Here is a 23,393-nt window from a genome sequence, read left to right on the forward strand (position 1 = left end):
ACAGCCACATTCCAACGGCGTCTGGTCCGCCGCCCCGGCAAAGGATGGCCGCAAACAAGAACAATCGCGGCGGCGCGCCGCCGGATACGGCGTCTTGATCTAGCTTCGGTAGGATGAAACAAGACGGTTGTCCGGTTTAGTAGCGACGGTTTGGCTGGGGGCTTCGACGACGTGCCGAATCGGCAGTCAACATTGGGGGATACACGAATGGCACTGCTCGACGCCGAAGAAACGAACGCACCGCCAGCCGCGCCCTCTCTTGAGGCCGTGCCGGACTCCACCCCGAGCCGGCCCGGCCGGACCTGGCCCGGCCGGACCCGGAGCTGGACGGGGCGACGGCGGTGGGGCCTCCCGGCTCTGCCTCTGCTCGCGACCCGGCTGACCGCACCGTTGGCCCTTGCCGGCGCGGTGGCCCTGGCCGCCTTCTGGCTCGGCGCCTGGTCAAAGCAGGGGATCGACTTCAGCGTCTATTGGCACGGCGGCAAGATCCTCAATGAGGCCGGCCCGGCGGCGTCAGGCCTTTACGGGCCCTCCGTTGCCTGGGCCGGCGGTCCAGGATTGCCATTTACCTACCCGCCGTTCGCCGCATTGCTCTTCGGGCTGCTGGCCCGGCTTCCGGAAAAGATCGCCCTGAACCTCTTCAACACCGCCGGCGTCCTCGTAGCGCTCTGGGTTGCCGTCCGCGGCGTCCGCTACTGGCACGCCAAGGCGGACTGGCGCAGCACCTTCCGCTCCACCAGAAACCGCCTGGTTGCGGCCGCGCTGGTCCTGGCCGTGCTGAACCTGGGCCCGTGGCGCGAGACCCTGGCGTTCGGCCAGATCAACATCCTGCTGATGGGCCTGATGGCCGCGGACCTGCTGGCCCGCAACCCGCGCTGGACCCGGGGCTTCCCCGGCGGCGGTTTCCTGGTCGGCGTCGCGGCGGGCATCAAACTCACACCACTGGTGTTCGGGCTTTACTTCCTGATGCGCAAGGACTGGCGCGGACTGCTGAACTTGGCGGCGGGATTCGCCTCCACCGTGCTGATCGGGTTCCTGCTGCGCCCCGCCGAATCCCTGCAGTTCTGGCTGGAAATCCTGCCGGACACTTCCCGGATCGGCGGCGCGGGCTACGTGGACAACCTGTCCCTCAAGGGCGCTCTGCTGCACTTCGGCGTCCCCGCGGCAGCCGTCACCGTGCCGTGGCTGGCGCTGAGCCTGCTGGTGGTGGTGCTGGCCGCCGTGATCATCAAGACCGCCAGCGACCAGGGTGCCCGGGTGGTCGCCATCTCGACGACGGCGCTCACCATGCTGCTGATCAGCCCGGTCTCGTGGTCCCACCACTGGGTGTGGGTCGCCGCCGTAATTCCCGCCTTCGCCTGGACCCTGCGCGAAACACCGGCCCGGTACCGGATCACCCGCTGGCTGATGGGCGGGGTGCTGGGCATCTCCGTGCTCGTGTTCCTGTTCTCGCCGAAGACCATCGGCACCGCCCTGGGCGCGGAGAACCTGGACATCCAGACGCCCGGGCTCTGGATCATGGCCTCGAGCGCCGGGGTCTTCTGCGCCCTCGCCATCCTGGTGTGCTGGCTGGTGGTGCTGCGGCGCGGGTCACTGGAACCGGCCTTCGACCTCCACGGCGACAGCGCCCCGGCCAAGGTATCGCCAGCCCAGACCTAGACGCTCCACGGCAGGGCGCCGCAAGGCTGCTCCCCGCCGGGCCGTCGCAGGCGTCACGCCGAGGACTCCACCTCCGCCCCGCGCGGAATTGGAACTTCAGCGGCAACCAGTCTGGACAGGGTCTGCGGGTCCTCGTGAAAATCTTCATGCATGATCCCGGGAAGCAGGATGGACCACATCTCATCAATCCGCTGCATGACATCAGCGCGCCCGGTCAGGACGCCGGAGACCATCTGAACCCCGGTAAACGATGCAACAAGGTATCTGGCAAGAGCCTCGGAATCGACGGAGGACCGTACCTGTTTTTCTCTTTTGGCCCGATCGGTCAGCTGCTCCATGACCGCTATCCAGTCCTCGTACGGGCCCTGCACCGGCGGGCCGAATGCGGTTGCTTCCAGCGTGAGGCGGATGCCTGCCCTGACTGCAGGTTCGTGCACCAGCTTGAGCCCAAACGCGCGGCACAGGAGGATCATGGCGGGCAGGGCGGGCCCGTCCTCGGCGAGGAGAGTTTCGCTCTCCGCCACGACGATCCGGTGCTGCTCCTCGATGACCGCCCGGGCCAGATCTTCCTTGGACTGGAAGTGAAAGTAGAGCGCCCCCTTGGTCACCTTTGCCGCATCGGATACCTGGGTCAGGCTGGCGCTGCCGTAGCCGTGCTCCTCAAAGACCGCTGCCGCTCCGGCGATGATCGCCTCACGGGTGGCCTTGGCGCGATCCTGCAGGACCATAAGTGAATCCCCAACTCTGCAATTCGGTCTGGTTCCCGGATTCCCTCATTCGCCGGCTGCAGCAAGCAGGCATCCTTGCCGACGGAGATCCTGAAACGACAGCAGGCCAGAGGCAAATTGTCTCTGACCTGCGACGGGGTGGGCCCTGTGGGGATCGAACCCACGACCCACGGATTAAAAGTCCGATGCTCTACCAACTGAGCTAAAGGCCCCAGCCAACAGCCCTGGAATCACGGATAAATCCGCGGCTCAGGAGCCGATCAGCCCAGTCCATTTCTGGACGTTAACACTGTACCCCAGACCGGAGCCGGATTTTCGCACGACGGCGGCGCGCCGCCGTCGTGCCGTCACCGCCCCGGCCGCCCCCCGCCGGCGGCCGGCCCCATGGTCGATTCCCGTACAGCACAGGAGTAGCGTGGTGGCATGAGCGAGCAAGCAGCATCCAGCAGCCCCGGACCGCACCGGCACCACAAGCCGAAGCCCTTCGCGCCGATCGACTTTGAACCCTTCGCCGGCGGCGCCGATCCGGCCCGCATCTCCGAGGCCGCTCACCTCGCTGCGCAGGCACTGGTCCGCCGCGGACGCGACAGCGACGATCCCACCATCACCAGGCGGCTGGTGAAACTCGCCGATGAGCAGGGACTGGACGCCATTGCCGAGATGTGGGCCGAAAGCCCGGCACGGTCGCTCCCGGGCGCCTTGTGGCGCCTGTACGCCCTGCGCGCCGCCACCATCCAGGACCCGGAGCGCATTTCGGTCTACTTCAAGGCGGGCAAGGACACGGCGCAGGTTGCCCATGTGGTGGCCGGCGCCGCCGAGCCGCCGGGGGCGGATGAAATGAAGTCGATGGCGGATGCCATCCTCTCCGGAGCGTTCGACGGCGAGTTCGACGTCGCGCTGGAACGATCCGCGGCGTTCTGCCGGGTCGTGGCGCTGGGCCAGGCAACCCTCGCCGACGGTGCCGAGCACAGCAATGAGAACCACGCGAGCAAGCTCACACGCAATTCGCACCTCCTGGTCAAGACCGCCGAGGACCTGGAACACGCCGCCAATGCCTGGCGGCTGGGCGAACTGGACTGAGGCGGTCCGGACTGACACCGGCTGCGGCCCGGTACACACCCCGGCTACACACGCCGATGCCGGACTGTCAACGTTGACTTGGTGCAGCTGTCGTAGAACACTGAAAGCGGTGCCGAACCGCGAAACCCCCGGGCTTCAACATCTAGCCGCCTAGAGCGGCCTACCGCCGAGAGGCGTCTCCGGTTCGGCACCATTTTTCTGCCCTTTGCTGGCCGGCGTCACATTCCCCGCGCCTCTTTTGACGGTTTCCCGGCCCCCGCGACACTGCCGGTAAAGTAATCCTCATGCGCGGGTCATCGTCACGTCACACGGCCGGCAGACGACACCCCCAGCAACTCCTTCCCGAAGACCGGTGACCCCACGTGAAGCTGCGCCTTTTTCCCCAGGAGCCCGCCGGGCTGAACCTACTTTCCCTGTTGGCACGCCAGATTGTGCTCGCCACCGGCACCCTCTCGGAAATCCTCGGCGCCCCGGCAAGCGAACACGGCCGGCTCGTGGAGGATATGCACAACCACGAGGCCAAGTCCGCCGAGCTGCACTTTGCCCTGCTGACCCACATGCGGACCAGTTTCGTGAACCCGCTCCCCCGCGAAGACATGTACGCTCTCTCCCGCTACCTCAACGAGGCAATGGAGAAACTCGACGCCGCGGCCGAGCTCGTGTCCCTGTACAAGCTGGACCGTCTGCCCAAGCGGGCCGCGGACCAGCTGGAGATCATCAGCCGGCAGGCCGAGCTCACCGTCGACGCCATGCGCAGGCTCAACAACCTGGACGACCTCGAGGACTACTGGATCGAGATCCTCCGGCTGGCCAAGCGCGCGGAACGGACCCACCGCGTCTGGGTGGCGGACATGCTCAATGACATGAAGTCGGCCCAGTACGCGCGCAACCGCGACATCGCCAACCAGCTCGTGGAAGTCACCAAGGACATGCGGCGGATTGCCACCCAGGTAGGCAGCATCATCGTCAAGGAATCCTGAGGTGACGGGGTTCTTCTTTGCCCTGGTGGTGATTTTCGCCGCGGCGTTTGCCTTCCTGAACGGCTTCCGGGACGCCTCCACGTCCGTGGCCCTGGCCGTGCGGACACGGGCCCTGACCCCCACCGTCGCGGTACTGCTGGCCGGCCTGTTCAACTTCATCGGCGCGGGCCTGAGCGCCACCCTGGCGCTGGAAGTCAGCCGGAGCTGGGTCCAGCTGCCGGCCGGGCAGAACGGCCTGACCATCCTGATGGCGGGCCTCGCCAGCGCCGTCGCCTGGGGTGTCTACACCTGGTGGCGCGGGATCCCGTCCTCTTCCACCCACGCGCTGGTGGGCGGCCTGGCCGGTGCCGGCGTCGCCAGCGTCGCGGTGGGCGGGCATTCGGTCGCCGGCGTGGATAATTCCCTGCTGTTCCAGGTGGTGCTGCCCCTGCTGCTCTCACCGGCCATTGCGTTCGCGGGCGCCTATCTGCTGGTCTGGCCGGCGACCTGGGCCGCGCGCTACACACCCACGAACGTCGTCAACAGCCGGTCCCGCCGGGCCCAGGCCATCGCCGCCGGCGTCGTCGCGTTTGCCCACGGACTGCAGGACGGACAGCGGACCGGCGCCGTGCTGATCCTTGCCCTGCTGGCCGCCGGGCTGTCCGACGTCGGCTCCGTGCCGATCTGGGTGGCGCTGCTCACCGCGTCCATGCTGGCGGCAGGGACGCTGGCCGGAGGCTGGCGGATTTCCTACACCGTGGGCTACCGGCTGATCCGGATGGATCCGCTGCGCGGGTTCGTCGCCCAGCTCTACAGCTCGGCGATCCTGCTGGTCGGCGCGATCGGGCTGCACTGGCCCATCTCGACGACACACACCGTGACCACTGCCGTACTGGGGGCCGGCACGAACCAGGGGTTCCCCGCCACAAACCGGCGGCTCGTGATGCGCATCCTGGCTTTCTGGCTGCTCACCCCGATCGTCACCGCAGCCGTCGCGTTCGTGCTGGAACTCTCGCTCTCGCCGCTCGTGGGGTTGTAGGGCCGCCGGACAGCGCCGAAACCGTCCGGGGGCACTTCGACACGGACACACCGTCAGCCAGACCCTGCGGGGCGGAGATGCGGGCCAAAGTGCCCCCGGGCCAAATCCACCGACGTCGTCCGGGTCTTTGACTTCGTCGCAGCCACTAATCAGGGAGGGATGAAAGGGTGGGAGGCTGGGCGAAGTTTCACCAGTTTCACCCCGGACGCCCCGGTGCAGAATCCCTTTAAACCGACCGCCGGAGCCACCCCGCCGGACCTGATCGGGCGGGCCGGGCTCCTGGACGAATTAGAGTACGGCCTGCAGCAGGGCTCGGGTGCTCCCGGACTCCTCACCATCAAGGACCGGGTCCAGGGGCATCGGCAAGACCGTCATGTTGAGCGCGCCGGACAGCGCCGAGAAACCGTCCAGGGGCACTTCGACACGGACACACCGTCAGCCAGACCCTGCGGGGCGGAGATGCGGGCCAAAGTGCCCCCAAGCCAGCATGCGCCCTTGGAGCAACCGGGCCAGCACGCACCTTTGGAGCAAACGGGCCGGCATGCGCCCTTGGAGCAACCAGTAAAGAGCGGGTTATCCGAAACGGCCCGAGACGTAGTCCTCGGTCGCCTTCTGCGTCGGGTTGCTGAAGATGGTATGGGTGTCACCGTATTCGATCAGCTTGCCCGGTTTTCCGGTGCCGGCAATGTTGAAGAACGCGGTCTTTTCGGAAACACGCGCGGCCTGCTGCATGTTGTGGGTCACGATCACCACGGTGTACTGGTCCTTGAGCTCATTGATGAGGTCCTCGATGGCCAGCGTGGAGATGGGGTCCAGGGCCGAGCAGGGCTCGTCCATCAGGATGACCTGGGGCTCCACGGCGATGGCGCGGGCGATGCAGAGGCGCTGCTGCTGGCCGCCGGACAGGCCGGAGCCGGGCTTGCCGAGGCGGTCCTTGACCTCGTTCCAGAGGTTGGCGCCCTGCAGCGAGCGCTCCACCAGGGCATCGGCCTCGCCCCTGGAGATCTTCTGGTTGTTCAGCTTCACGCCGGCCAGCACGTTGTCGCGGATGGACATCGTGGGGAACGGGTTGGGGCGCTGGAACACCATGCCGATCTGCGAGCGGACGGTCACCGGGTCCACGCCGGGGCCATAGAGGTTGTCGCCGTCGAGCAGTACTTCACCTTCGACCCGGGCGCCGGGAATCACCTCGTGCATGCGGTTCAGGGTGCGCAGGAAAGTGGACTTGCCGCAGCCCGAAGGGCCGATGAAGGCCGTGACGGACTTGGCCTCGATGCTGACGTTGACGTCTTCGACGGCGAGGAATTTGCTGTAGTAGACGTTCAGGTCTTTGACGTCGATGCGCTTAGACATGATGTTCCTTCACTTGCTGGGGTACGGGCTGGAGAGTTGGGGCGCCGGCGCCGGCTAGCGGCCGGTCTTGGGGGCGAACGTGCGGGCAACCAGGCGGGCGCCAAGGTTGAGCAGCATCACCAGGATGATGAGGACCAGGGCGGCTCCCCAGGCGCGCTGGGAGGACGGATCCGGGTTGGACGGCGAGGTGGGGTTCAGGATCTGCGTGTAGATGAAGGTGGGCAGCGAGGCCATCCAGCCGCCGAACACGTTGTTGTTGATCGAGGTCGCGAAGCCCGCGGTGACGAGGATCGGGGCGGTCTCGCCGATCACCCGGGCAATCGCGAGGGTGACGCCCGAGGCGATGCCGGAGATCGCCGTCGGGATGACCACCTTTAGGATGGTCCGCCACTTGCGGACGCCCAGGGCGTACGCCGCCTCGCGGAGTTCGTTGGGGACGATCTTGAGCATTTCCTCGCTGGAGCGCACCACAACCGGGATCATCAGCACGGACAGTGCGACGGCGGCGACGGCACCGGTTTTGGTGCCCGGCCCCACGACGGCGAAGAAGAAGGCCGCCGCGAACAGGCCGGCCACAATCGAGGGGATTCCGGTCATGACGTCCACGAAGAACGTGATGGCGCGGGCCAGCGGGCGGTCGTTGCCGTACTCCACGAGGTAGATGGCGGTCAGCAGGCCGACGGGCACCGAGATGACGGTCGCCAGCAGGGTGATTTGCAGGGTGCCGATCAGTGCGTGGAAGATGCCGCCCACCACCGGGGCGCCTTCCTCGACGCTCTTGTTGTCGAAGGCGCCGGTGACGCCGTTCATGGACGTGGTGAGGAAGCCGGGGTCCGTGAGCCCGGGCAGGCCGTTCACCAGCACGGTCCAGATCACGGAAATCAGCGGCAGCAGGGCGACCAGGAACGCGCCCACGACGAGGCAGCTGGCCAGTTTGTCCTTGGCCCGACGTGAGCCCTCCACGACGGCGCTCCAGCCGACGAGGCCGGCGGCGAAGAGGATGGCGGAGACGATTCCCCAGCCGAAGGCGTTGAAGCCGATCAGGGCCAGGACGGCAGCGCCGAGAATCAGGGCGATGCCCAGCACCAGATAGGGGGCCCACTTCGGCAGCTGGCCCTTGGTGAGGGCCGAGCGCTTCTGGACGGGGGTCAGGGTGGAGGTCATTTAGTTGGCTCCCGAGAATTCTTTGTGCCGGGTGATGATCCAGCGGGCGATCATGTTCACGCCGAGGGTGATGACGAACAGGACCAGGCCGGCGGCGATCAGCGTGCTGACCTTCAGGCCGCTGGCCTCGGGGAAGTTCAGGGCGATTTCGGCGGCGATGGTCTGGTTGCCCGACGTGATCAGGCTCGCGGTCAGCGCGCCGGAGGACAGCACCAGCGCGACGGCCATGGTCTCGCCGAGCGCGCGGCCCAGGCCCAGCATCACCGCACTGACGATTCCGGGGCGGGCGAACGGCAGCACGGCCATCCGGATCATTTCCCAGCGCGTGGCGCCGAGCGCCAGCGCGGCCTCCTCGTGCAGCTTGGGGGTCTGCAGGAAGATCTCGCGGGTCAGGGAGGTGATGATGGGCAGGACCATGACGGACAGCACGATCCCTGCGGTGAGGATGGTCTTGCCGGTGGCCGAGGCGGGTCCCTGGAAGATCGGCAGCCAGCCCATGTTGTTGGCCAGCCAGTTGTAGGCCGGTGTGATTTCCTTGGCCAGGAAGGCGGCGCCCCAGGCGCCGTAGACCACCGAGGGGATGGCGGCCAGCAGGTCGATCACATAGCCCAGGCCGGACGCGAGCCGGCGCGGGGCGAAGTGCGAGATGAACAGCGCGACGCCGATCGCGACCGGGGTGGCGATCACGAGGGCGATGACGGCTGCGATGAGGGTGCCGATGACGATCGGCCAGATGTAGGCGAAGAAGCCTTCGCCGCCCTGGATCTTGTCCGGGGAGGCCGTGAGGGCGGGGATGGCCTGGATGACGAGGAACAGCGCCACTCCGAAGAGCACGGCCAGGATCAGGCACCCTGCGGCCAAGGTGGCTGCGGAAAAGACTTTGTCTCCGGTGCGGCCTGCGCCCCGGGACGTGGTCAGGGAGGTGGGGGTCACTTCACGATCCTTCAGATCTTTGGGTACTTCGGACAAACACGTCGGTTCCCTGCCCCGGCCGGCCGTCGGTGACGGCCGTACCGGGACAGGGAACCTGGATCAGGCTGGTGCTTCCACTATGCCTGTCAGCGCAAGGTGTCCCTAGGACTTGACCTTGATGGACTCGATGGACTTCAGTGCCTTGTCCTGCAGGGTCTTGGACAGCGGGGCGGACTTGGCGGCGTCGGCGGCTGCCTTCTGCCCGGCGTCGGAAACCACGTACTTGTCGAAGCCCTTCACGAGGTCGACGGTTTCCTGCTTGTCGTAGGTGCTGCAGACAACGTGGAAGGAGACCAGCACGATCGGGTAGGCGCCCGCGATGGTGGTGGTGCGGTCCAGCTTGATGGACAGGTCGTTGGCGCTGCGGCCTGCAACCGGCTTGCCGGCGTCGACTGCCTTGGCGGCGGCATCGGCGGAGATCTTCGTGAAGGAATCGCCGACCTTGATCTGCGCGATGCCCAGCTTGCCGCTGACGGCGGAGTCGTCGGCGTAGGTCACGGCGCCCGGGGTGTCGGTCACTGTCTTCACCACGCCGGAGGTGCCCTTGGCGTTCTCGCCCTTCAGGGCTGCAGGCCAGATGCCGGCGGACTTGTCGGTCCAGACCTCGGGGGCGGCTGCGGCGAGGTAATCGGTGAAGTTGGAGGTGGTGCCGGAATCGTCCGAGCGGTTCACCGGGGTGACCTTGAGGTCCGGCAGCTTGGCGTCCGGGTTCAGGGCGGCGATGGCGGGGTCGTTCCACTTGGCGATCTCGCCGCGGAAGATCTTGGCGACGGTGGCGGCGTCGAGCTTCAGTTCCTTGATGTCGGGCAGGTTGAAGGCCACGGCGATCGGGGAAATGTAGACCGGGATGTTGAGGGCGCCCTCGGGGCCGCACTTCGCCATGGAGCTGGCGTACTCATCATCCTTGAGGTAAGCGTCGGAGCCGGCGAACTGCGCGGAGCCGTCCAGGATGGCCTTGCGGCCGGCCCCGGAGCCGTCCGGGGAGTACTGCACGTTGGCGCCCTGGTTTGCGGAGGCAAAGTTGGTCTTCCACACGTCCATGGCTGCACCCTGAGCGGAGGAGCCGATGCCGGTCAGGGTGCCGGTGACCTTGGTGCCTGCGGCAGCGGACTGCGTGCCTGCGGCAGTGCCCGTTGCGTTGTCGGAACCACAGGCGGTGAGCGCGAGTGCGCCGGCTGCGATGACAGCGATAGCCGCGTGGCGGCCGAAGCGGAGTGCCTTCACTGGATGTACCCCTTTCAGGGATTTTCTCTGCGTGCCGGGCCGGAGAAGCCCGCACATAAGGATGCGTACGGTTTGTACCTCTATCGAAGGTAGGTGCCCCAGGTGAAGAGAATTGCCGTCCAAAGTGAACGGCGGGTTAACGACGCCGGTACCTTGGCTTACATCTGCCGGGTTGCCATTGCGCTCACCGCGCCGTAGCCGTACTGGCAGCCGTCCTCGCAGCGGTACCGGCAGCCGTACTGGCTGCGGTACTCGCAGCGGTACCGGCAGCCGTCCTCGCGGCCGGCGGCGGGCGGCGTGTGCCGCCGCTGCCAGCAAATAGACTGAAGCACATGGCCTCCGCGACTGGACTTTCCGCAAGCGCACGATTCCTGCGCGGCCGCGTCCGCACCGGCTTTGTCCGGAGCCGCAACTCGCTGGTGCCGGCGATGCAGATGACCGGCTGCGCCGTGGGCGCCTATGCCTTCGCAGAGTACGTCCTGGGCCACACCGGACCGCTCTTCGCGGCCACCTCCTCCCTCATCGCCCTTGGTTTCTCCCGCGATCCGAGGCTGCGCCGCGTTGTGGAAGTCGGCCTGGGCTGCACCATCGGGATCGTGGTCGGGGACCTGCTGCTGCACTGGCTGGGCGCCGGAATCTGGCAGGCCGCCGTCGTGCTGCTCTTCTCCATCCTGCTGGCGCGGTTCCTGGACAGTGGCACCATCTTCACCACCCAGCTGGGGCTGCAGTCCCTGCTGGTGGTGCTCTTGCCCGCGCCGGCCGGGGGGCCGTTCACCCGCAGCATCGACGCCGTCGTGGGCGGCGTGTTCGCACTGCTGGTGACCATCCTCATTCCCAAGGACCCGCGCCGGGAACCCCGCAATGACGTTAAGAAGCTCCTGCACGAGCTCGCCGAGGTGCTGCGGGAATGCGCCTCGGCCCTGAGCTACAGCGATTCCACCCAGGCCTGGCATGCGCTGATCCGCGGGCGGAACTGCCAGCCCCTGGTCGACGCCATGCGCCAGTCCCTGCGCGCCTCCGGCGAGGTGGCCACCCTGGCTCCCGCCTACCGGCGCTACCGGGACGAGCTGGACCAGATGGAGCAGTCGCTGGACTACATCGACCTCGCGCTGCGCAACAGCCGGGTCTTTGCCCGCCGCCTGACCAGCGCCATCAACCATGCAGCGCTCTCGGACGAGGCCACCCAGAACATCGCCGAGGTCCTGCGGGAGACCGCCGATGCCCTGGACGAGCTGTCCCGGGGCCTGGCCGAAGTCCACGACGGCGTCCGGCGCGCGCACCTGCGGACTGCCCGGGCGGAGCTGAGTGAGATCGCCGGCCGTCTGCATCCCCGGCTGCTGGACGTCCAGCGGCTCGAGGGCGAGACGGTGGTCATGCTGTTCCGTCCGCTCATGGTGGACCTGCTCGAGGCCGCGGGCGTGGATTCCAAGGAAGCCCGGGACATCCTGCCCCCGCTCTAGGGCCTCCCCGGGACCTCCGGGTCCCCTGGTTGTCACCGGCCGCGGATAGGGTGGGGCAATGGCTACCAAGACTTCCCGGGCTTCCAAGGCGCCGGGCTACAAATGCGCCGAGTGCGGCTGGACCACGGCAAAGTGGGTGGGCCGCTGCGGCGAGTGCCAGGCCTGGGGCACCGTGGAGGAGACCGGCGGCGCCGTGGCCCGGACGACGGCGGCCACCGCCGTCCTGGAGCCGGCCCGCCGGATCGCCGAGGTTGACGCGACCACTGCCGCCTTCCTGCCGACCGGCGTGGACGAGCTGGACCGGGTGCTTGGCGGCGGGCTGGTCCCCGGCGCCGTCATCCTGCTGGCCGGCGAGCCCGGCGTCGGCAAGTCCACGCTGCTGCTCGATGTCGCGGCCAAGTTTGCCCGCACCGCCCAGGACGTCCTCTACATCACCGGCGAGGAATCCGCCGCGCAGGTGAAGCTCCGCGCGGACCGGATCGACGCCGTGGCCGAATCCCTCTACCTTTCCGCCGAAACGGACCTCGGCCAGGCGCTGGGTCAGGTGGAGAAGCTCGAGCCGCGGCTGCTGGTGGTGGACTCGGTGCAGACGCTGAGCAGCGCCGATGTGGAGGGCAGCGCCGGCGGCGTCTCCCAGGTGCGCGAGGTTGCCGCCTCCCTGATCGCCTCGGCCAAGCGCCGCAACATGACCACGCTGCTGGTGGGGCACGTGACCAAGGACGGTTCCATCGCCGGGCCCCGCCTGCTGGAGCACCTCGTGGACGTGGTCTGCCAGTTCGAGGGTGAGCGCCATTCACGGCTGCGGCTGCTGCGGGCCGTGAAGAACCGCTACGGGCCCACCGACGACGTCGGGTGCTTCGACCTGAACGAGGACGGGATCGTGGGCCTGGCCGACCCCAGCGGGCTGTTTGTCTCGCGGACCAAGGAACCGGTTTCCGGCACCTGCATCACGGTGACCCTGGAGGGGCGCCGGCCGCTGCTGGCCGAGGTCCAGTCCCTGCTGGCCGAAAGCTCCAGCTCCCAGCCCCGCCGCGCCACCAGCGGGCTGGACAGCTCCAGGGTTGCCATGCTGCTCGCCGTGCTGCAGCAGCGGGCCGGCTGCCTGCTGCACAAGGACGATTCGTACGTCGCGACGGTCGGCGGCGTGAAGCTCAGCGAGCCCGCCACGGACCTCGCCGTCGCGCTGGCCGTGGCCTCGGCGAAGGCCAAGAAACCCCTGCCGCAGCGGCTCATCGCCTTCGGTGAGGTGGGCCTGGCCGGTGAGGTCCGTCCCGTGCCGGGAATCAACCAGCGCATCCAGGAAGCCCACCGGCTGGGATTCACGCATGCCGTGGTTCCGGCGAGTCCCAACGGACCGGGGCCGGTCCCCACCGGGTTCTCAGTCCGGGAGGTCGGGCACCTGACCGAGGCGCTGGGGCTGCTGATCAGCTGACGAAGTCAATCTCGCCGCACTGCCGGGCGTCCACGATGCAGCCACGGTATAGTTGCGCGCCAGCTGACGGGCAGTCGTTCCCGCGCACTCCGTCTGGCTGCCGGACAAACCGAACCGGCAATTGAGTAACGGTTCGGCCGAGGCGGACGTTGGTAAACGCCCGCCTCGGCCGAAGTCACGGCTGAGGCCGCTCAGTGGTCTGCCGCGACCGGTTCCGGCGACGGGACGGTGTCGCGGCAATGACCAGGGCCGCAATGGCCACGGCTGCGCTCAGGATCAGGCCGGGACGGTACTGCTCCAGCATTGCCGCCGCATTCACGCCGGCGCCGCCGTCGGACGCGTTGCCGTGACCGCTGACCATCGCCGTGGTGACCGCCAGAACCAGGGCGGCCCCCACCTGCGTGCTGGTCTGGATCAGGCCGGCCGCCAGGCCCTGTTCCGAATTTCGGATGCCCGCGGTGGCCTGGACGTTGATGGACGGGAAGGCGAGGGCGAAGCCGATGCCCAGTAGCAGGACCGACGGCAGGATGTCCGTCACGTAGTTGGGCGAGGTGCCCACCCGCAGGAACAGCACATAGCCGAGCGCCAACGACGCCAGGCCGGTCAGAATGAGCCGCGGGGCGCCAAACTTTTCAATGGGCCGGTCCGCGAAAGGTGCACTCGAGGCCACCAGCAGGCCAGTGGGAAGAAGTGCCAGAGCCATGCCCAGCGGGCTCCATCCCAGCACGGACTGCAGGTAGAGCGTGAGGATGAACTGGAAACTCAAATACGAGCCGAACAGCCCCACCGCGCTGAGGTTGGCCCGGGCAACCCAGCCTTCCCTGAGGATGCTGAACCGGATCAGCGGGTGCCTGACGCGGTTTTCGATTACGGCGAACGCTGCCAGCACCGCTGCAGAGGCCACGAATCCGGCGATAGTTGCCACAGATCCCCAGCCGTTCCCGGGTGCCGAAACCAGCGTGTACACCAGCCCCAGCATGCCGGCGGCGAGCGTGACCGCGCCCCAGACGTCATGCCCGCTGTCCTGATCCCTGCCTTCGGCCTGGCCGGCGGCGTTGTCCCGGGGGATGTACTTCAGGCCAAGAATCACGACGGCGACTGCCACCGGTACCGAGACCAGGAAGGTCCAGCGCCAGCTCATGGCAGTCATGAGACCCCCAACGACCAGGCCGAGTGAGAAGCCGCTTGCGCCGAAGGTGGTGAAGATGGACACGGCGCGGTTTCGTTCGCGCCCTTCCGGGAAGTTGGTGGTGATGATGGAGAAGCCGGCAGGAGCCGTGAACGCCGCGGCCAGTCCTTTGACGAAGCGGGTGGCGATCAACAGGGCGGGGTCGTCCACCAGTCCGCCGAGCAGGGACGCGGCAGCGAAGACGCTGAGGGCAATGAGGAAGATGCGGCGCCGGCCGAGGAGATCCGCCATCCGGCCGCCCAGCAGGAGAAGACTTCCGTAGCCGAGCACGTAGGCGGAGACGATCCATTGGAGGGATTCGGTTCCAAGGTGGAGTTCGGTGCCAATCGAGGGCAGTGCCACACCGACCATGGATACGTCCAGCGCATCGAGCGCCAGAACGGTGCACAGGACCAGGAGCAGCATCCACTGCGCACGGGTCCATCGGACAGGTATAAGCCGTTCTCCGGCAGATCTTTCAAGCGTGGAAGATGAAGTCATGGCCTCAAATTACATGACGTGTCATTGAATGACAAGGAATATTATGACGTGGACTTTGAATTCGTCATGAACTAGAATCGCTGCATGGCAACACCGCAGGACCGCCAGCTGGTTGAGCAATGGCGCAGCATCCAGACTACCTACTTCCGTACCGCGGGCGCGATCGACCGTGCCCTGGAGTCGCGGTTCAGCATCGGCCTGACTGAGTTTGAAATCCTGGACCTCGTGGCCGACAGCGCGGACTCGGCGTGCAGGATGAAGCAGCTCGGGGAGCGGACGCCCATGACCCAGAGTGCCATGTCCAAGGTGGTGGACAGGCTTGAGAAAGCCGGACTCATCTGCCGCCATTCCTGCGAAGATGACCGGCGCTCACTGTTTCTGGAACTCACCGACGCGGGCCGTGCCCTGCACGGGAAAGCCGCCGTCGAACACCGCGCTCTGCTCAAGGAGAACCTGGCCTGAGACCGCCGTCAGGCTGACAAGACGACCGCACATCGGCCTCTTGCGGCAGGACCAGACTCAGGCGGAGGGAATCGCTTCTGAGTAGGAGACGAGACAGTGGTTGGGTCCCAGGGTAGGAGCTCCAAGGACCAATTATTTGGGGTCAACCATTCCATCGGCAGATTCCCGATAGCGGACGTTTATGAGCTGCCCGATGCCGGACACGGCCCCGCCGGGCTGCATGACCTACATGGTCGGGACCAAAGCCCAGGCCGCCAGTTTGTGGACACCCAACAAAATCCTGGCGTCAACAGGAAACTAGCGTCAGCTGTGAGGCATATCCGCAGCCGGCCAGCGCAAAGGACGATCAATGACGATTCAGGCACATCCGGAGACTACCCGGTACGAAATTCTCGAAACCGCTCGCAAACAGGTCCTTGAAGAGGGACGCGGGTTGACGCAGGACCAGCTGGTGGACGTGCTGCGACTGCCCGATGAGGCCCTTCCCGCTGCGCTGCAGCTGGCCCACGAGGTGCGGCTCAGGCACTGCGGCGAGGACGTGGAGGTGGAAGGCATCGTCTCCATCAAGACCGGAGGCTGCCCCGAGGACTGCCACTTCTGCAGCCAGTCCGGACTCTTCGACTCGCCCGTCCGCGGCGTGTGGCTGGACATTCCTGAACTGGTCAAGGCGGCGAAAGAAACCGCGGCCACAGGAGCCACGGAGTTCTGTATCGTGGCGGCCGTCCGAGGACCCGACATCAAACTGATGAACCAGATCAAGTTCGCGATCGACCGGATCAACGAGGCAGTGGACATCAACATCGCATGCTCGCTGGGCATGCTCACCCAGCGGCAGGTGGACCTGCTTGCTGAGTGGGGCGTGCACCGTTACAACCACAACCTCGAGACCGCCCGCAGCTACTTCCCCGAAGTCGTGACCACGCACAGCTACGAGGAACGCCTCGAAACCTGCACTATGGTCAAGGCGGCCGGCATGGAGCTGTGCTGCGGGGCTTTGATCGGTATGGGCGAATCCCTGGAACAGCGGGCCGAGCTCGCAGCCGAGCTCGCAGCCCTCGAACCGCACGAGGTCCCCCTCAACTTCCTGAACCCCAGGCCCGGCACACCACTGGAGAACCAGGGGATCATGGACGGCAAGGACGCCCTGCGCGCCATCGCCGCGTTCCGCTTGGCCATGCCCCGGACCGTGCTGCGCTATGCCGGAGGCCGAGAACTCACCCTCGGTGATCTGGGCACCCGCGAAGGCCTGCTGGGCGGCATCAACGCCGTCATCGTCGGGAACTACCTGACCACCCTGGGCCGCCCCGCCGATGCCGACCTGAATCTCCTGGTGGAACTGAACATGCCCATCAAGGAATTCCAGAAGACACTGTGAAATCTTCCATCCAGAAACCGGATCTCACCGGGCCGACCGACTATTGCGGTCACTGCGGCGGCACGTCCGACGGCGGTGAGCTGCCGACGTCGGACACTCACCTTCGTTGCCGGGAGCAGCTGGCGCTGGAACCGCCACGGTACTGCGAGCATTGCCGCAGGCGGATGAAGGTCCAGGTCACGCCGCTGGGCTGGACCGCAGAATGCTCCCGCCACGGGGTACTTGTCAGATGACACAGGTTCCGGTTTCGGCGCCGCTAAGCCTGATCCAGCGGGACCGCGCACGGTTGTGGCACCCGTACGCGCCGGCTTCCCCGGATCTTCCGCTGTGGGAGGTCGAGGCGGCCGAGGGCGTGCGGCTGCGGCTCCGCGGCGAAGACGGCACGCAGCATGAGGTTTTGGATGCCATGTCCTCGTGGTGGTCGGTGATCCACGGCTACCGGAACCCCGTGCTGGACGCCGCCGCGAAGCGGCAGCTGGACGGTTTCAGCCATGTGATGTTCGGCGGCCTGACGCATGCCCCGGCGGTTGAACTGGCTGAGCGGCTGGTGGACATGGCGCCGGCAGCTGCTGGCAGGTCGCGTTTGGAGCGGGTGTTCCTCGCTGACTCAGGCTCGGTTGCCGTGGAGGTTGCGCTGAAGCTGGCGGTGCAGTTCCAGACCGCGTCCGGGCATCCCCGGCGGCAGCGGTTCCTGAGTATCCGCGGCGGGTACCACGGCGACACCTTCGGGGCGATGGGGGTCTGTGATCCCGTGGACGGCATGCACGCGGCATTCCCGGGGTTGCTCGCGGGCAACGTGTTTGCTCCCCGTCCGCCGGCCGCGGCTTCTGCGACCCCGGAATCCGTTCAGGCGTGGGCATCGGAGGTCCAGGCCATCACGGCTGCACACTCCGAAGAGCTGGCCGCGATTATCGTCGAGCCGCTGCTCCAGGGCGCCGGCGGCATGTACGCGTATCCGGCCGCATGCCTGACGGCGCTGCGCCGGGTGGCGGACCGGCACGGGCTGCTGCTGATCTTCGATGAGATCGCCACCGGTTTTGGCCGCACCGGTGAGCTGTTCGCGGCCGGCCATGCCGGCGTCGTTCCGGACATCATGTGCCTGGGCAAGGCCCTGACCGGCGGATACCTGACCCTCGCCGCCATGCTCTGCACCGGCGACGTGGCTGCGACGGTATCCGGCGGCCAGGCCGGGGCGCTGCTGCACGGCCCGACGTTCATGGCGAACCCGCTGGCGTGTGCGGTGGCCAATGCCAGTCTCGGCATCATCGACGGTGGCGGCTGGCGCTCCGACGTGGCCCGGATAGGCTCCGGGCTGGCCAATGGGCTCGCCCCCGCCCGGGAACTTGAGGCCGTGGCGGATGTCCGCACCATCGGCGCCGTCGGAGTCATCGAGCTCCACGACGCCGTCGACGTCCCCGCGGTCACGCGCGCGGCCATCCGAAACGGCGTCTGGGTGCGGCCGTTCCGGAATCTCGTCTACACCATGCCCCCCTATGTCAGCACCGCGGCGGACATTGAACAGATCACCGCAGGCATGACCGCGGCCGTCGCCGAAGTCCACGAACACGCCGCCGTCCGGCGCGGAGACGCGGCATGAGCGCCTCGATGACGCAGTGGCTCGAGCGCCAGGCCGCGGTCCGGGATCGCCGAGGCCTGGTCCGCCGCCCCCTCCCCCGGGCCGCGGATGAACGCTTCATCGACCTGGCCAGCAACGACTACCTAGGCCTGTCCTCAGATCCCCGGCTTGCGGACGCTGCCGCGGCAGCCATTTTGCTGTGGGGTACCGGCGCCACATCCTCGCGCCTGGTGGCCGGGACCACTCAGCAGCATCTGGACCTGGAGCAGGAACTGGCCCGGCTGGCCGGCATGGAAGCTGCGCTGGTGTTCTCCTCCGGCTATCTGGCGAATATGGGTGTGATCACGGCGTTGGGCGGCCCGGGGACCCTGTTCGTGGCGGACGAGCACTGCCACGCCTCGATGATCGACGGATTCCGGCTGAGCCGCTCCCGCACGGAATCCTTCGCCCACAACAGCGTGGAGGAAGCCAGCCGGTTACTCGCCGGCCGGACGGAACCGCGCGCACTCATCGCCGTCGAATCCGTCTACAGCGTGCTGGGCGATGAGGCCCCGCTCGAGGACCTGCTGGCTTTGGCCGAGGAGTACGACGCCGTGCTGCTCGTCGACGAGGCGCACAGCCTCGGCGTCACAGGCACCGGCCACTACCGGGGACACGGTTCCGTGGCCGGGACAGCCCTTGCCGGCCACCCGAACGTCGTCGTCACCGCCACACTGTCCAAGGCCCTGGGCAGCCAGGGCGGCGCGGTCCTCGGGTCTCCCCTGCTGCGCGAACACCTCATCAACCGCTCCCGCAGCTTCATCTTCGACACCGGACTGGCCCCGGCATCCGTCGCTGCCGCCCTCGCCGCGGTGCGGATCATCCGCGACGAGCCCTGGCGCGCGGGATCCGTCCGGAACAACGCTGCGGCGCTTGCCGCGGGGCTGGCTTCGGTGCTTGCAGTCCGCGGGACCACCATCGAACCGTCGGCGGGGGCGGTTCAGTCCATTGCCATGCCCTCCGCAGAATCGGCCCTGAAGGCCACCCTGGCCGCGCGAACCGCCGGCGTGCGGATCGGTTGCTTCCGGCCGCCGTCCGTCCCTGACGGGATTTCGCGGCTTCGGCTCACCGCACGCGCCACCCTAACACCTGAGGACATTGAACACAGCTGCGCCGTGCTGCGCGGCATCCTGGAGGAAATCATATGAACCTGCCCGCCATCATCCTGGTCACAGGAACAGACACCGGAGTCGGCAAGACCATAACGACGGCGGCCCTCGCCGCCGTCCTCCAGGGGCTGGGGCGCAGCGTCGCCGTCTACAAACCCTGCCAGTCTGGAGCCTCCGCCGGCGACTCTGACACCGCCGAGATTGTCCGTCTTACCGGCGCAATGACAGCCGAAACCGGCGTGGTGCTGTGGGAGCCGTTGGCGCCCGTCGCGGCGGCCGCCGTCGACGGAACGGCACTCCCGCCGCTGGCGGTGCACGCGGGCAGGATCCGCGAGCTCGCCGGGTCCCACGATCATGTTCTGGTCGAGGGCGCGGGCGGTCTGCTGGTTGAGCTGGACTCCGACGGCGGGACGCTGGCCGGGCTCGCAGCGCTTCTGGCACCCGCCGCGGCCTTACTGCTCGTTGCGCGTGCGGCCCTCGGAACGTTGAACCACAGCGCGCTGACCCTCGAAGCGCTGGAAGCCCGCGAGCTTCAGGTGCTGGGCGTCGTGCTCGGAAGCTGGCCAGGCAACCCGGGCTTCGTGCACCACAGCAACCGGCAGGTGCTCCAATCGTTGCGGGTTCCCTTCATCGGCGCCATTCCCGAGCAGGCCTCGGAACTGACCCCGGCCGTTTTCCGTGCTGAGGCAGCGGCCTGGCTGAACGGCCTGCCCGCATGAACCAGGCACCAGCGACCGCAGGACCCTCGGAACCGCAAACGGAGAAGCTTGGACCGGACCGGTGCCCATACATTGTGGTCCGTGACCCGGATGCCGTCCGGGAAGTTCTGCACCGGCCGGGCGACTTCAGCCCCGCCAATGCCCTTGTCGCGGTGACGCCCCTTGCGGGGCCGGCCCTGCGGGTGCTGCAGCGCGTGCGCTTCGCGTTGCCGCCTGTCCTGGCCAGCAATGACACTGACACACATGCGGGGATCCGTAAGGTCGTGGCGGGCTATTTCACGCCGGCCAAGGTCACCGCCTTGGAGCCACGTATCCGCGAACTCGCGCAGGAAGCGGCGGCGAACGCAGCGGAGCAGCTCGAACGTTTCGGCCACGTGGACCTCGTGCCGACGGTAGCGGCGTTCCCTCCGGCCGTCATCATGCTTGAACTCCTTGGGCTGCCCGTCCGAGATCTGGCGGGGCTCAAGCGCTGGGGCCTTGACTCCATGGAACTGTTCTGGGGTTGGCCCGACGAGGATCGGCAACTCGAACTCGCCCAGAGTGCCGCCGATTTCTACGTCTGGCTGCGCCAGCTTGTAGAGGAATCCGTGACCGCGGCCGGGCGCAATCTGTTCAAGTCACTGGCCGAACATGGCTTGTCAACGCCTGAGATCTGTTCGCTTGGCTATTTCCTGCTCATCGCCGGACAGGAAACGACCACCCAGCTGATCAGCACCACCCTGTTCCGGCTCCTCGAGGGATCAGCGCCCGTGGGCTGGGACGACGCGGCATCCGAGGCAGGCTCCCGATCCATGGTCAGGCACGTGCTTGCCACCGAATCATCAGTGCCAACCTGGCGCCGCGTGGCAGCGCAGGACACGCGGCTTGGTGGCGAGCTGATCCCGACCGGAGCCGAGATCCTCCTCGAGCTGACCGGCAATCACGGCACGCGATCAGCCGAGCCCGAGGGTTTGCCCCTGCCAATGCAATCGGCCCGGCACAGACCGTCAACCTCATATGGTCTGGTTTTTGGCTCGGGCATCCACCGCTGCCTCGGGGCCAAGCTGGCAGAACTGGAGGCGGCCATCGTTGTCCAGGACACCGCCTCTGCGCTGCTTCGAATACGGTTGCGGGACCGCGAGCCCCAATGGATCCGCCTCTTGTCCTTCCAGGCCCCCCGGACGGTCACCGTAATGCGCCAGCCATGCTGACCGCCCGGGCTGTTCAGGGTACGTGATCCGATACTTGATGCGGTCTGCGGCAGGTGTCCCTACTGAACTTCTGAGTGCGCCGGCCTGTGAGGGGCGAGGGGGGCGATATGCACCTTACAGTTCGCTGCGATGGCGTCCCGGTCCTGGGCGGGTACGTCGTCAGTCAGGATGACGTCTGTGAAATCGCTGACGGGGACGAAATGGTGCAGGGACGTCCTGCCCACTTTGCTTCCGTCCATCATGAGGATGCGCCTGGTGCCTGCTTTGAGCATGGCGCGCTTCATGAAGACAATGTCCTGTTCCTGGTGGTAGGTCATCTCGGACCCCATGGTCGAGGTTGACTGGAACACTATGTCCACGGCGTAGGAGTTCACAGAGCTGTCGGTAGGAAGTCCGATGAACGAGTCGTGTGTCCGGGAGTACTGGCCGCCGATGACGATGAGACGGATGTCGTCATTCTCGCGCAGGACTTCGAGGACCTGTCGGTAGTTCGTGAGGACGGTCAGGGGGCCGGTCTTGTTCAGCAGGCGTGCCAGCGCGAGAACGGTTGTGGAGTCGTCGAGCATGACGGACATGCCGGCCTCTACGAACTCCAGCGCCTTGTGGGCCAGGGCGGTCTTGGCCTGGGCCTGCATCTGCATGCGGATTTCGGAGCTGGCTTCGAACACGGTTGACGGCAGCGCGGAAACTCCTCCATGGACTTTGCGGAGAACTCCGCGCCCGGCCAGGTCGTCGATGTCGCGGTGAACGGTCATGAGGCTGACGCCGGCGAGGGCTGCCAGTTCGGCGGCAGTGGCGAACCCCGCTCCGACCACGTGCTCGACGAGTTTCTGCTGGCGGCGTGCCCGGGGTTTCTTCAAAGCAGTCGTCTCGTTCATCGGCTCGCCTTCGCCTTGGGTATCGTTCCCGGCACCTGTCGGGGTTCATTGCGGCTGGGCATCCGTTCAGGATATCCCGTCCGCCGTTGTGAAAAGTGTACCAACTTTAGTGGTCGAATTCACATTATTTCTGTTACTCTTATCACATCGGCAGCGGCCGGGATGATCGCACGCCGTACAGCTCACCCCGAGAAAGGGAATTCAATGAAGAACTTCTACACCCGTGCGGCCGCCGTTGCTTTGGCGGCCATGGCAGCAGTGGCGGCCCTGGCGGGCTGTTCCACACCACAGGGCACGGGCGGCGCCGGTGCCGGCGGTGACGCGTCGAACGCCAAGATCGCGTTCCTGATGCCGGACATCGCCTCGACCCGGTATGAACTGTTCGACAAGCCGCTGTTCGAGGCCAAGATCAAGTCCCTGTGTTCGGGTTGTTCGGTCATTTACTCCAATGCCAACGCCAGCGCCGCTAAGCAGCAGGAGCAGGCGAACTCAGCCCTTGCCCAGGGGGTAAAGGCGATCGTGATCGACCCTGTTGACTCGGCGGCGGCGGCCACCATCGTCAACACAGCCAAGGCACAGAACGTTCCGGTCATCGCCTATGACCGGCCAATCCCTTCGGTTCCGGCCAGCTACTACGTGTCCTTTGACAATGAGAAGATCGGTTCCCTCATCGCCCAGTCGCTGGTGGACCACCTGAAGCAAACTAATGCGAAAGGCGGGCTGCTCCAGGTCAACGGCTCCCCTACGGATGCGGCCGCCGGGTTGATTAAGAAGGGCATCCACACCGCGGTGGACTCCAGCGGTTTGAAGCTGCTGGCCGAGTTCGACACCCCCGGCTGGGAACCGACCAAGGCCCAGGATTGGGTCAGCGGCCAGATCACCCAGTTCCAGGGACAGATCGCGGGTGTTGTCGCAGCCAATGACGGCACCGGCGGCGGCGCGATTGCCGCCTTCAAGGCGGCCGGCGTCAACCCGGTACCTCCGGTGACGGGCAACGACGCCGAGCTTGCAGCGGCCCAGCGGATCATCGCCGGGGACCAGTACAACACCATCTCCAAACCCATCAAGATTGTCGCCGAAGCGGCCGCTGACGTCGCCTACAAGTTTGCCAAGGGCGAAAAGCCCGAGGGCAAGACCACCTTGTTTGACACCCCGTCGGAGCTGTTCGTCCCGACCGTGGTAACCATCGACAACCTCAACGAATCGCTGGTGAAGAGCGGCATCCTGAAGGCCTCCGACCTGTGCACCTCCACGTACGCCGCAGCCTGCGCCAAGGCCGGCATCAAATAACAGGGAAAGGTGCCCC

The 23,393-nt window shown here is 66.7% G+C and carries 22 protein-coding genes and 1 tRNA gene; 14 read left to right on the forward strand and 9 right to left on the reverse strand.

The features are described from left to right. Positions 1-207 precede the first annotated feature (207 nt). Positions 208-1,659, forward strand: a complete 1,452-nt coding sequence (locus tag ABIB26_RS00230) for a glycosyltransferase 87 family protein (RefSeq protein WP_354238477.1) — start codon at positions 208-210, stop codon at positions 1,657-1,659. A 53-nt stretch (positions 1,660-1,712) separates the two neighbouring features. Here ABIB26_RS00230 and ABIB26_RS00235 read toward each other — a convergent pair whose 3' ends face one another. Both ABIB26_RS00235 and ABIB26_RS00240 read right to left on the reverse strand, forming a co-directional pair. After that, positions 1,713-2,387: a ScbR family autoregulator-binding transcription factor gene (locus tag ABIB26_RS00235; protein ID WP_354238478.1), complete on the reverse strand. Its 675-nt coding sequence runs from the start codon at positions 2,385-2,387 to the stop codon at positions 1,713-1,715. A 139-nt stretch (positions 2,388-2,526) separates the two neighbouring features. Beyond that, positions 2,527-2,599: transfer RNA gene (locus ABIB26_RS00240), tRNA-Lys, on the reverse strand. Positions 2,600-2,810: 211 nt separating this feature from the next. Between ABIB26_RS00240 and ABIB26_RS00245 the strand changes: the two genes are divergently transcribed. The 3 genes from ABIB26_RS00245 to ABIB26_RS00255 all read left to right on the forward strand — a co-directional run bounded on the left by ABIB26_RS00245 (position 2,811) and on the right by ABIB26_RS00255 (position 5,465). Continuing rightward, on the forward strand, positions 2,811-3,467 hold the full coding sequence (locus ABIB26_RS00245) for a hypothetical protein (protein WP_354238479.1): 657 nt from the start codon (positions 2,811-2,813) through the stop codon (positions 3,465-3,467). Between the two features lie 362 nt (positions 3,468-3,829). Next, positions 3,830-4,447 carry a DUF47 domain-containing protein gene (locus ABIB26_RS00250; RefSeq protein ID WP_354238480.1) on the forward strand — a complete coding sequence of 206 codons (618 nt, stop codon included), beginning with the start codon at positions 3,830-3,832 and terminating at the stop codon, positions 4,445-4,447. Between the two features lies 1 nt (position 4,448). After that, a complete protein-coding gene (locus tag ABIB26_RS00255; protein ID WP_354238481.1) occupies positions 4,449-5,465 on the forward strand; it encodes an inorganic phosphate transporter in 1,017 nt (338 codons plus the stop codon). Between the two features lie 573 nt (positions 5,466-6,038). Here the strand turns inward: ABIB26_RS00255 and pstB are convergent. The 5 genes from pstB to ABIB26_RS00280 all read right to left on the reverse strand — a co-directional run bounded on the left by pstB (position 6,039) and on the right by ABIB26_RS00280 (position 10,510). After that, complete coding sequence (gene pstB / locus ABIB26_RS00260) at positions 6,039-6,818, reverse strand: phosphate ABC transporter ATP-binding protein PstB (RefSeq protein ID WP_354238483.1); 780 nt, start codon at positions 6,816-6,818, stop codon at positions 6,039-6,041. A 54-nt stretch (positions 6,819-6,872) separates the two neighbouring features. Then, entirely contained in the window at positions 6,873-7,982 is a 1,110-nt protein-coding gene (gene pstA, locus ABIB26_RS00265) for a phosphate ABC transporter permease PstA (protein ID WP_354238485.1), read from the reverse strand. Further along, the gene (pstC, locus tag ABIB26_RS00270) at positions 7,983-8,915 is read right to left on the reverse strand and encodes a phosphate ABC transporter permease subunit PstC (RefSeq protein ID WP_354238487.1); all 933 of its coding nucleotides are present in this window, start codon (positions 8,913-8,915) and stop codon (positions 7,983-7,985) included. 141 nt (positions 8,916-9,056) lie between these two features. After that, on the reverse strand, positions 9,057-10,178 hold the full coding sequence (pstS, locus tag ABIB26_RS00275) for a phosphate ABC transporter substrate-binding protein PstS (protein ID WP_354238489.1): 1,122 nt from the start codon (positions 10,176-10,178) through the stop codon (positions 9,057-9,059). Positions 10,179-10,336: 158 nt separating this feature from the next. Further along, positions 10,337-10,510 (reverse strand): hypothetical protein, encoded by a 174-nt coding sequence (locus ABIB26_RS00280; RefSeq protein ID WP_354238491.1) that lies wholly within the window; start codon positions 10,508-10,510, stop codon positions 10,337-10,339. Between ABIB26_RS00280 and ABIB26_RS00285 the strand changes: the two genes are divergently transcribed. Next, the gene (locus ABIB26_RS00285; RefSeq protein WP_354238493.1) at positions 10,511-11,638 is read left to right on the forward strand and encodes an FUSC family protein; all 1,128 of its coding nucleotides are present in this window, start codon (positions 10,511-10,513) and stop codon (positions 11,636-11,638) included. It begins immediately after the preceding gene. A 58-nt stretch (positions 11,639-11,696) separates the two neighbouring features. After that, complete coding sequence (radA, locus tag ABIB26_RS00290; RefSeq protein WP_354238495.1) at positions 11,697-13,070, forward strand: DNA repair protein RadA; 1,374 nt, start codon at positions 11,697-11,699, stop codon at positions 13,068-13,070. Between the two features lie 175 nt (positions 13,071-13,245). Here the strand turns inward: radA and ABIB26_RS00295 are convergent, their stop codons facing one another. Next, positions 13,246-14,664: an MFS transporter gene (locus ABIB26_RS00295; RefSeq protein WP_354238497.1), complete on the reverse strand. Its 1,419-nt coding sequence runs from the start codon at positions 14,662-14,664 to the stop codon at positions 13,246-13,248. A 159-nt stretch (positions 14,665-14,823) separates the two neighbouring features. On the opposite strand from ABIB26_RS00295, the gene ABIB26_RS00300 reads away from it, so the two are divergent. The 7 genes from ABIB26_RS00300 (at position 14,824) to ABIB26_RS00325 (ending at position 21,209) form a co-directional block, all read left to right on the forward strand. Further along, the gene (locus ABIB26_RS00300; protein WP_354238499.1) at positions 14,824-15,201 is read left to right on the forward strand and encodes a MarR family winged helix-turn-helix transcriptional regulator; all 378 of its coding nucleotides are present in this window, start codon (positions 14,824-14,826) and stop codon (positions 15,199-15,201) included. A 349-nt stretch (positions 15,202-15,550) separates the two neighbouring features. Further along, positions 15,551-16,576 (forward strand): biotin synthase BioB, encoded by a 1,026-nt coding sequence (bioB, locus tag ABIB26_RS00305; RefSeq protein ID WP_354238501.1) that lies wholly within the window; start codon positions 15,551-15,553, stop codon positions 16,574-16,576. Continuing rightward, a complete protein-coding gene (bsaP, locus tag ABIB26_RS23715; RefSeq protein WP_502913594.1) occupies positions 16,573-16,809 on the forward strand; it encodes a biotin synthase auxiliary protein BsaP in 237 nt (78 codons plus the stop codon). Before bioB ends, bsaP begins: the two co-directional genes overlap by 4 nt. Beyond that, positions 16,806-18,173: an adenosylmethionine--8-amino-7-oxononanoate transaminase gene (locus ABIB26_RS00310; RefSeq protein WP_354238503.1), complete on the forward strand. Its 1,368-nt coding sequence runs from the start codon at positions 16,806-16,808 to the stop codon at positions 18,171-18,173. The genes bsaP and ABIB26_RS00310 overlap by 4 nt, the downstream gene beginning before the upstream one ends. Positions 18,174-18,181: 8 nt before the next feature. After that, entirely contained in the window at positions 18,182-19,339 is a 1,158-nt protein-coding gene (locus ABIB26_RS00315) for an 8-amino-7-oxononanoate synthase (RefSeq protein ID WP_354239257.1), read from the forward strand. After that, positions 19,336-20,019 (forward strand): dethiobiotin synthase, encoded by a 684-nt coding sequence (bioD, locus tag ABIB26_RS00320; protein WP_354238505.1) that lies wholly within the window; start codon positions 19,336-19,338, stop codon positions 20,017-20,019. The genes ABIB26_RS00315 and bioD overlap by 4 nt, the downstream gene beginning before the upstream one ends. Further along, positions 20,016-21,209 carry a cytochrome P450 family protein gene (locus ABIB26_RS00325; protein ID WP_354238506.1) on the forward strand — a complete coding sequence of 398 codons (1,194 nt, stop codon included), beginning with the start codon at positions 20,016-20,018 and terminating at the stop codon, positions 21,207-21,209. Before bioD ends, ABIB26_RS00325 begins: the two co-directional genes overlap by 4 nt. Positions 21,210-21,268: 59 nt before the next feature. Here ABIB26_RS00325 and ABIB26_RS00330 read toward each other — a convergent pair whose 3' ends face one another. Further along, entirely contained in the window at positions 21,269-22,087 is an 819-nt protein-coding gene (locus ABIB26_RS00330; RefSeq protein ID WP_354238508.1) for a DeoR/GlpR family DNA-binding transcription regulator, read from the reverse strand. Between the two features lie 204 nt (positions 22,088-22,291). Here ABIB26_RS00330 and ABIB26_RS00335 point away from each other — a divergent pair, with 204 nt between their 5' ends. After that, entirely contained in the window at positions 22,292-23,377 is a 1,086-nt protein-coding gene (locus tag ABIB26_RS00335; protein ID WP_354238510.1) for an ABC transporter substrate-binding protein, read from the forward strand. Positions 23,378-23,393 lie beyond the last annotated feature (16 nt).

It is taken from the genome of Arthrobacter sp. UYEF20, assembly GCF_040546335.1.
Lineage (GTDB): Bacteria > Actinomycetota > Actinomycetes > Actinomycetales > Micrococcaceae > Arthrobacter.

What these genes read in the sequence shown, in the direction of transcription:
- ABIB26_RS00230 (WP_354238477.1), top strand. Translation starts at nt 208, where the DNA reads ATGGCACTGCTCGACGCCGAAGAAACGAACGCACCGCCAGCCGCGCCC.
- ABIB26_RS00235 (WP_354238478.1), bottom strand. Translation starts at nt 2,387, where the DNA reads ATGGTCCTGCAGGATCGCGCCAAGGCCACCCGTGAGGCGATCATCGCC.
- ABIB26_RS00245 (WP_354238479.1), top strand. Translation starts at nt 2,811, where the DNA reads ATGAGCGAGCAAGCAGCATCCAGCAGCCCCGGACCGCACCGGCACCAC.
- pstB (WP_354238483.1), bottom strand. Translation starts at nt 6,818, where the DNA reads ATGTCTAAGCGCATCGACGTCAAAGACCTGAACGTCTACTACAGCAAA.
- pstA (WP_354238485.1), bottom strand. Translation starts at nt 7,982, where the DNA reads ATGACCTCCACCCTGACCCCCGTCCAGAAGCGCTCGGCCCTCACCAAG.
- ABIB26_RS00285 (WP_354238493.1), top strand. Translation starts at nt 10,511, where the DNA reads ATGGCCTCCGCGACTGGACTTTCCGCAAGCGCACGATTCCTGCGCGGC.
- radA (WP_354238495.1), top strand. Translation starts at nt 11,697, where the DNA reads ATGGCTACCAAGACTTCCCGGGCTTCCAAGGCGCCGGGCTACAAATGC.
- ABIB26_RS00295 (WP_354238497.1), bottom strand. Translation starts at nt 14,664, where the DNA reads ATGCTGCTCCTGGTCCTGTGCACCGTTCTGGCGCTCGATGCGCTGGAC.
- ABIB26_RS00300 (WP_354238499.1), top strand. Translation starts at nt 14,824, where the DNA reads ATGGCAACACCGCAGGACCGCCAGCTGGTTGAGCAATGGCGCAGCATC.
- bioB (WP_354238501.1), top strand. Translation starts at nt 15,551, where the DNA reads ATGACGATTCAGGCACATCCGGAGACTACCCGGTACGAAATTCTCGAA.
- ABIB26_RS00310 (WP_354238503.1), top strand. Translation starts at nt 16,806, where the DNA reads ATGACACAGGTTCCGGTTTCGGCGCCGCTAAGCCTGATCCAGCGGGAC.
- ABIB26_RS00315 (WP_354239257.1), top strand. Translation starts at nt 18,182, where the DNA reads ATGACGCAGTGGCTCGAGCGCCAGGCCGCGGTCCGGGATCGCCGAGGC.
- bioD (WP_354238505.1), top strand. Translation starts at nt 19,336, where the DNA reads ATGAACCTGCCCGCCATCATCCTGGTCACAGGAACAGACACCGGAGTC.
- ABIB26_RS00325 (WP_354238506.1), top strand. Translation starts at nt 20,016, where the DNA reads ATGAACCAGGCACCAGCGACCGCAGGACCCTCGGAACCGCAAACGGAG.
- ABIB26_RS00330 (WP_354238508.1), bottom strand. Translation starts at nt 22,087, where the DNA reads ATGAACGAGACGACTGCTTTGAAGAAACCCCGGGCACGCCGCCAGCAG.
- ABIB26_RS00335 (WP_354238510.1), top strand. Translation starts at nt 22,292, where the DNA reads ATGAAGAACTTCTACACCCGTGCGGCCGCCGTTGCTTTGGCGGCCATG.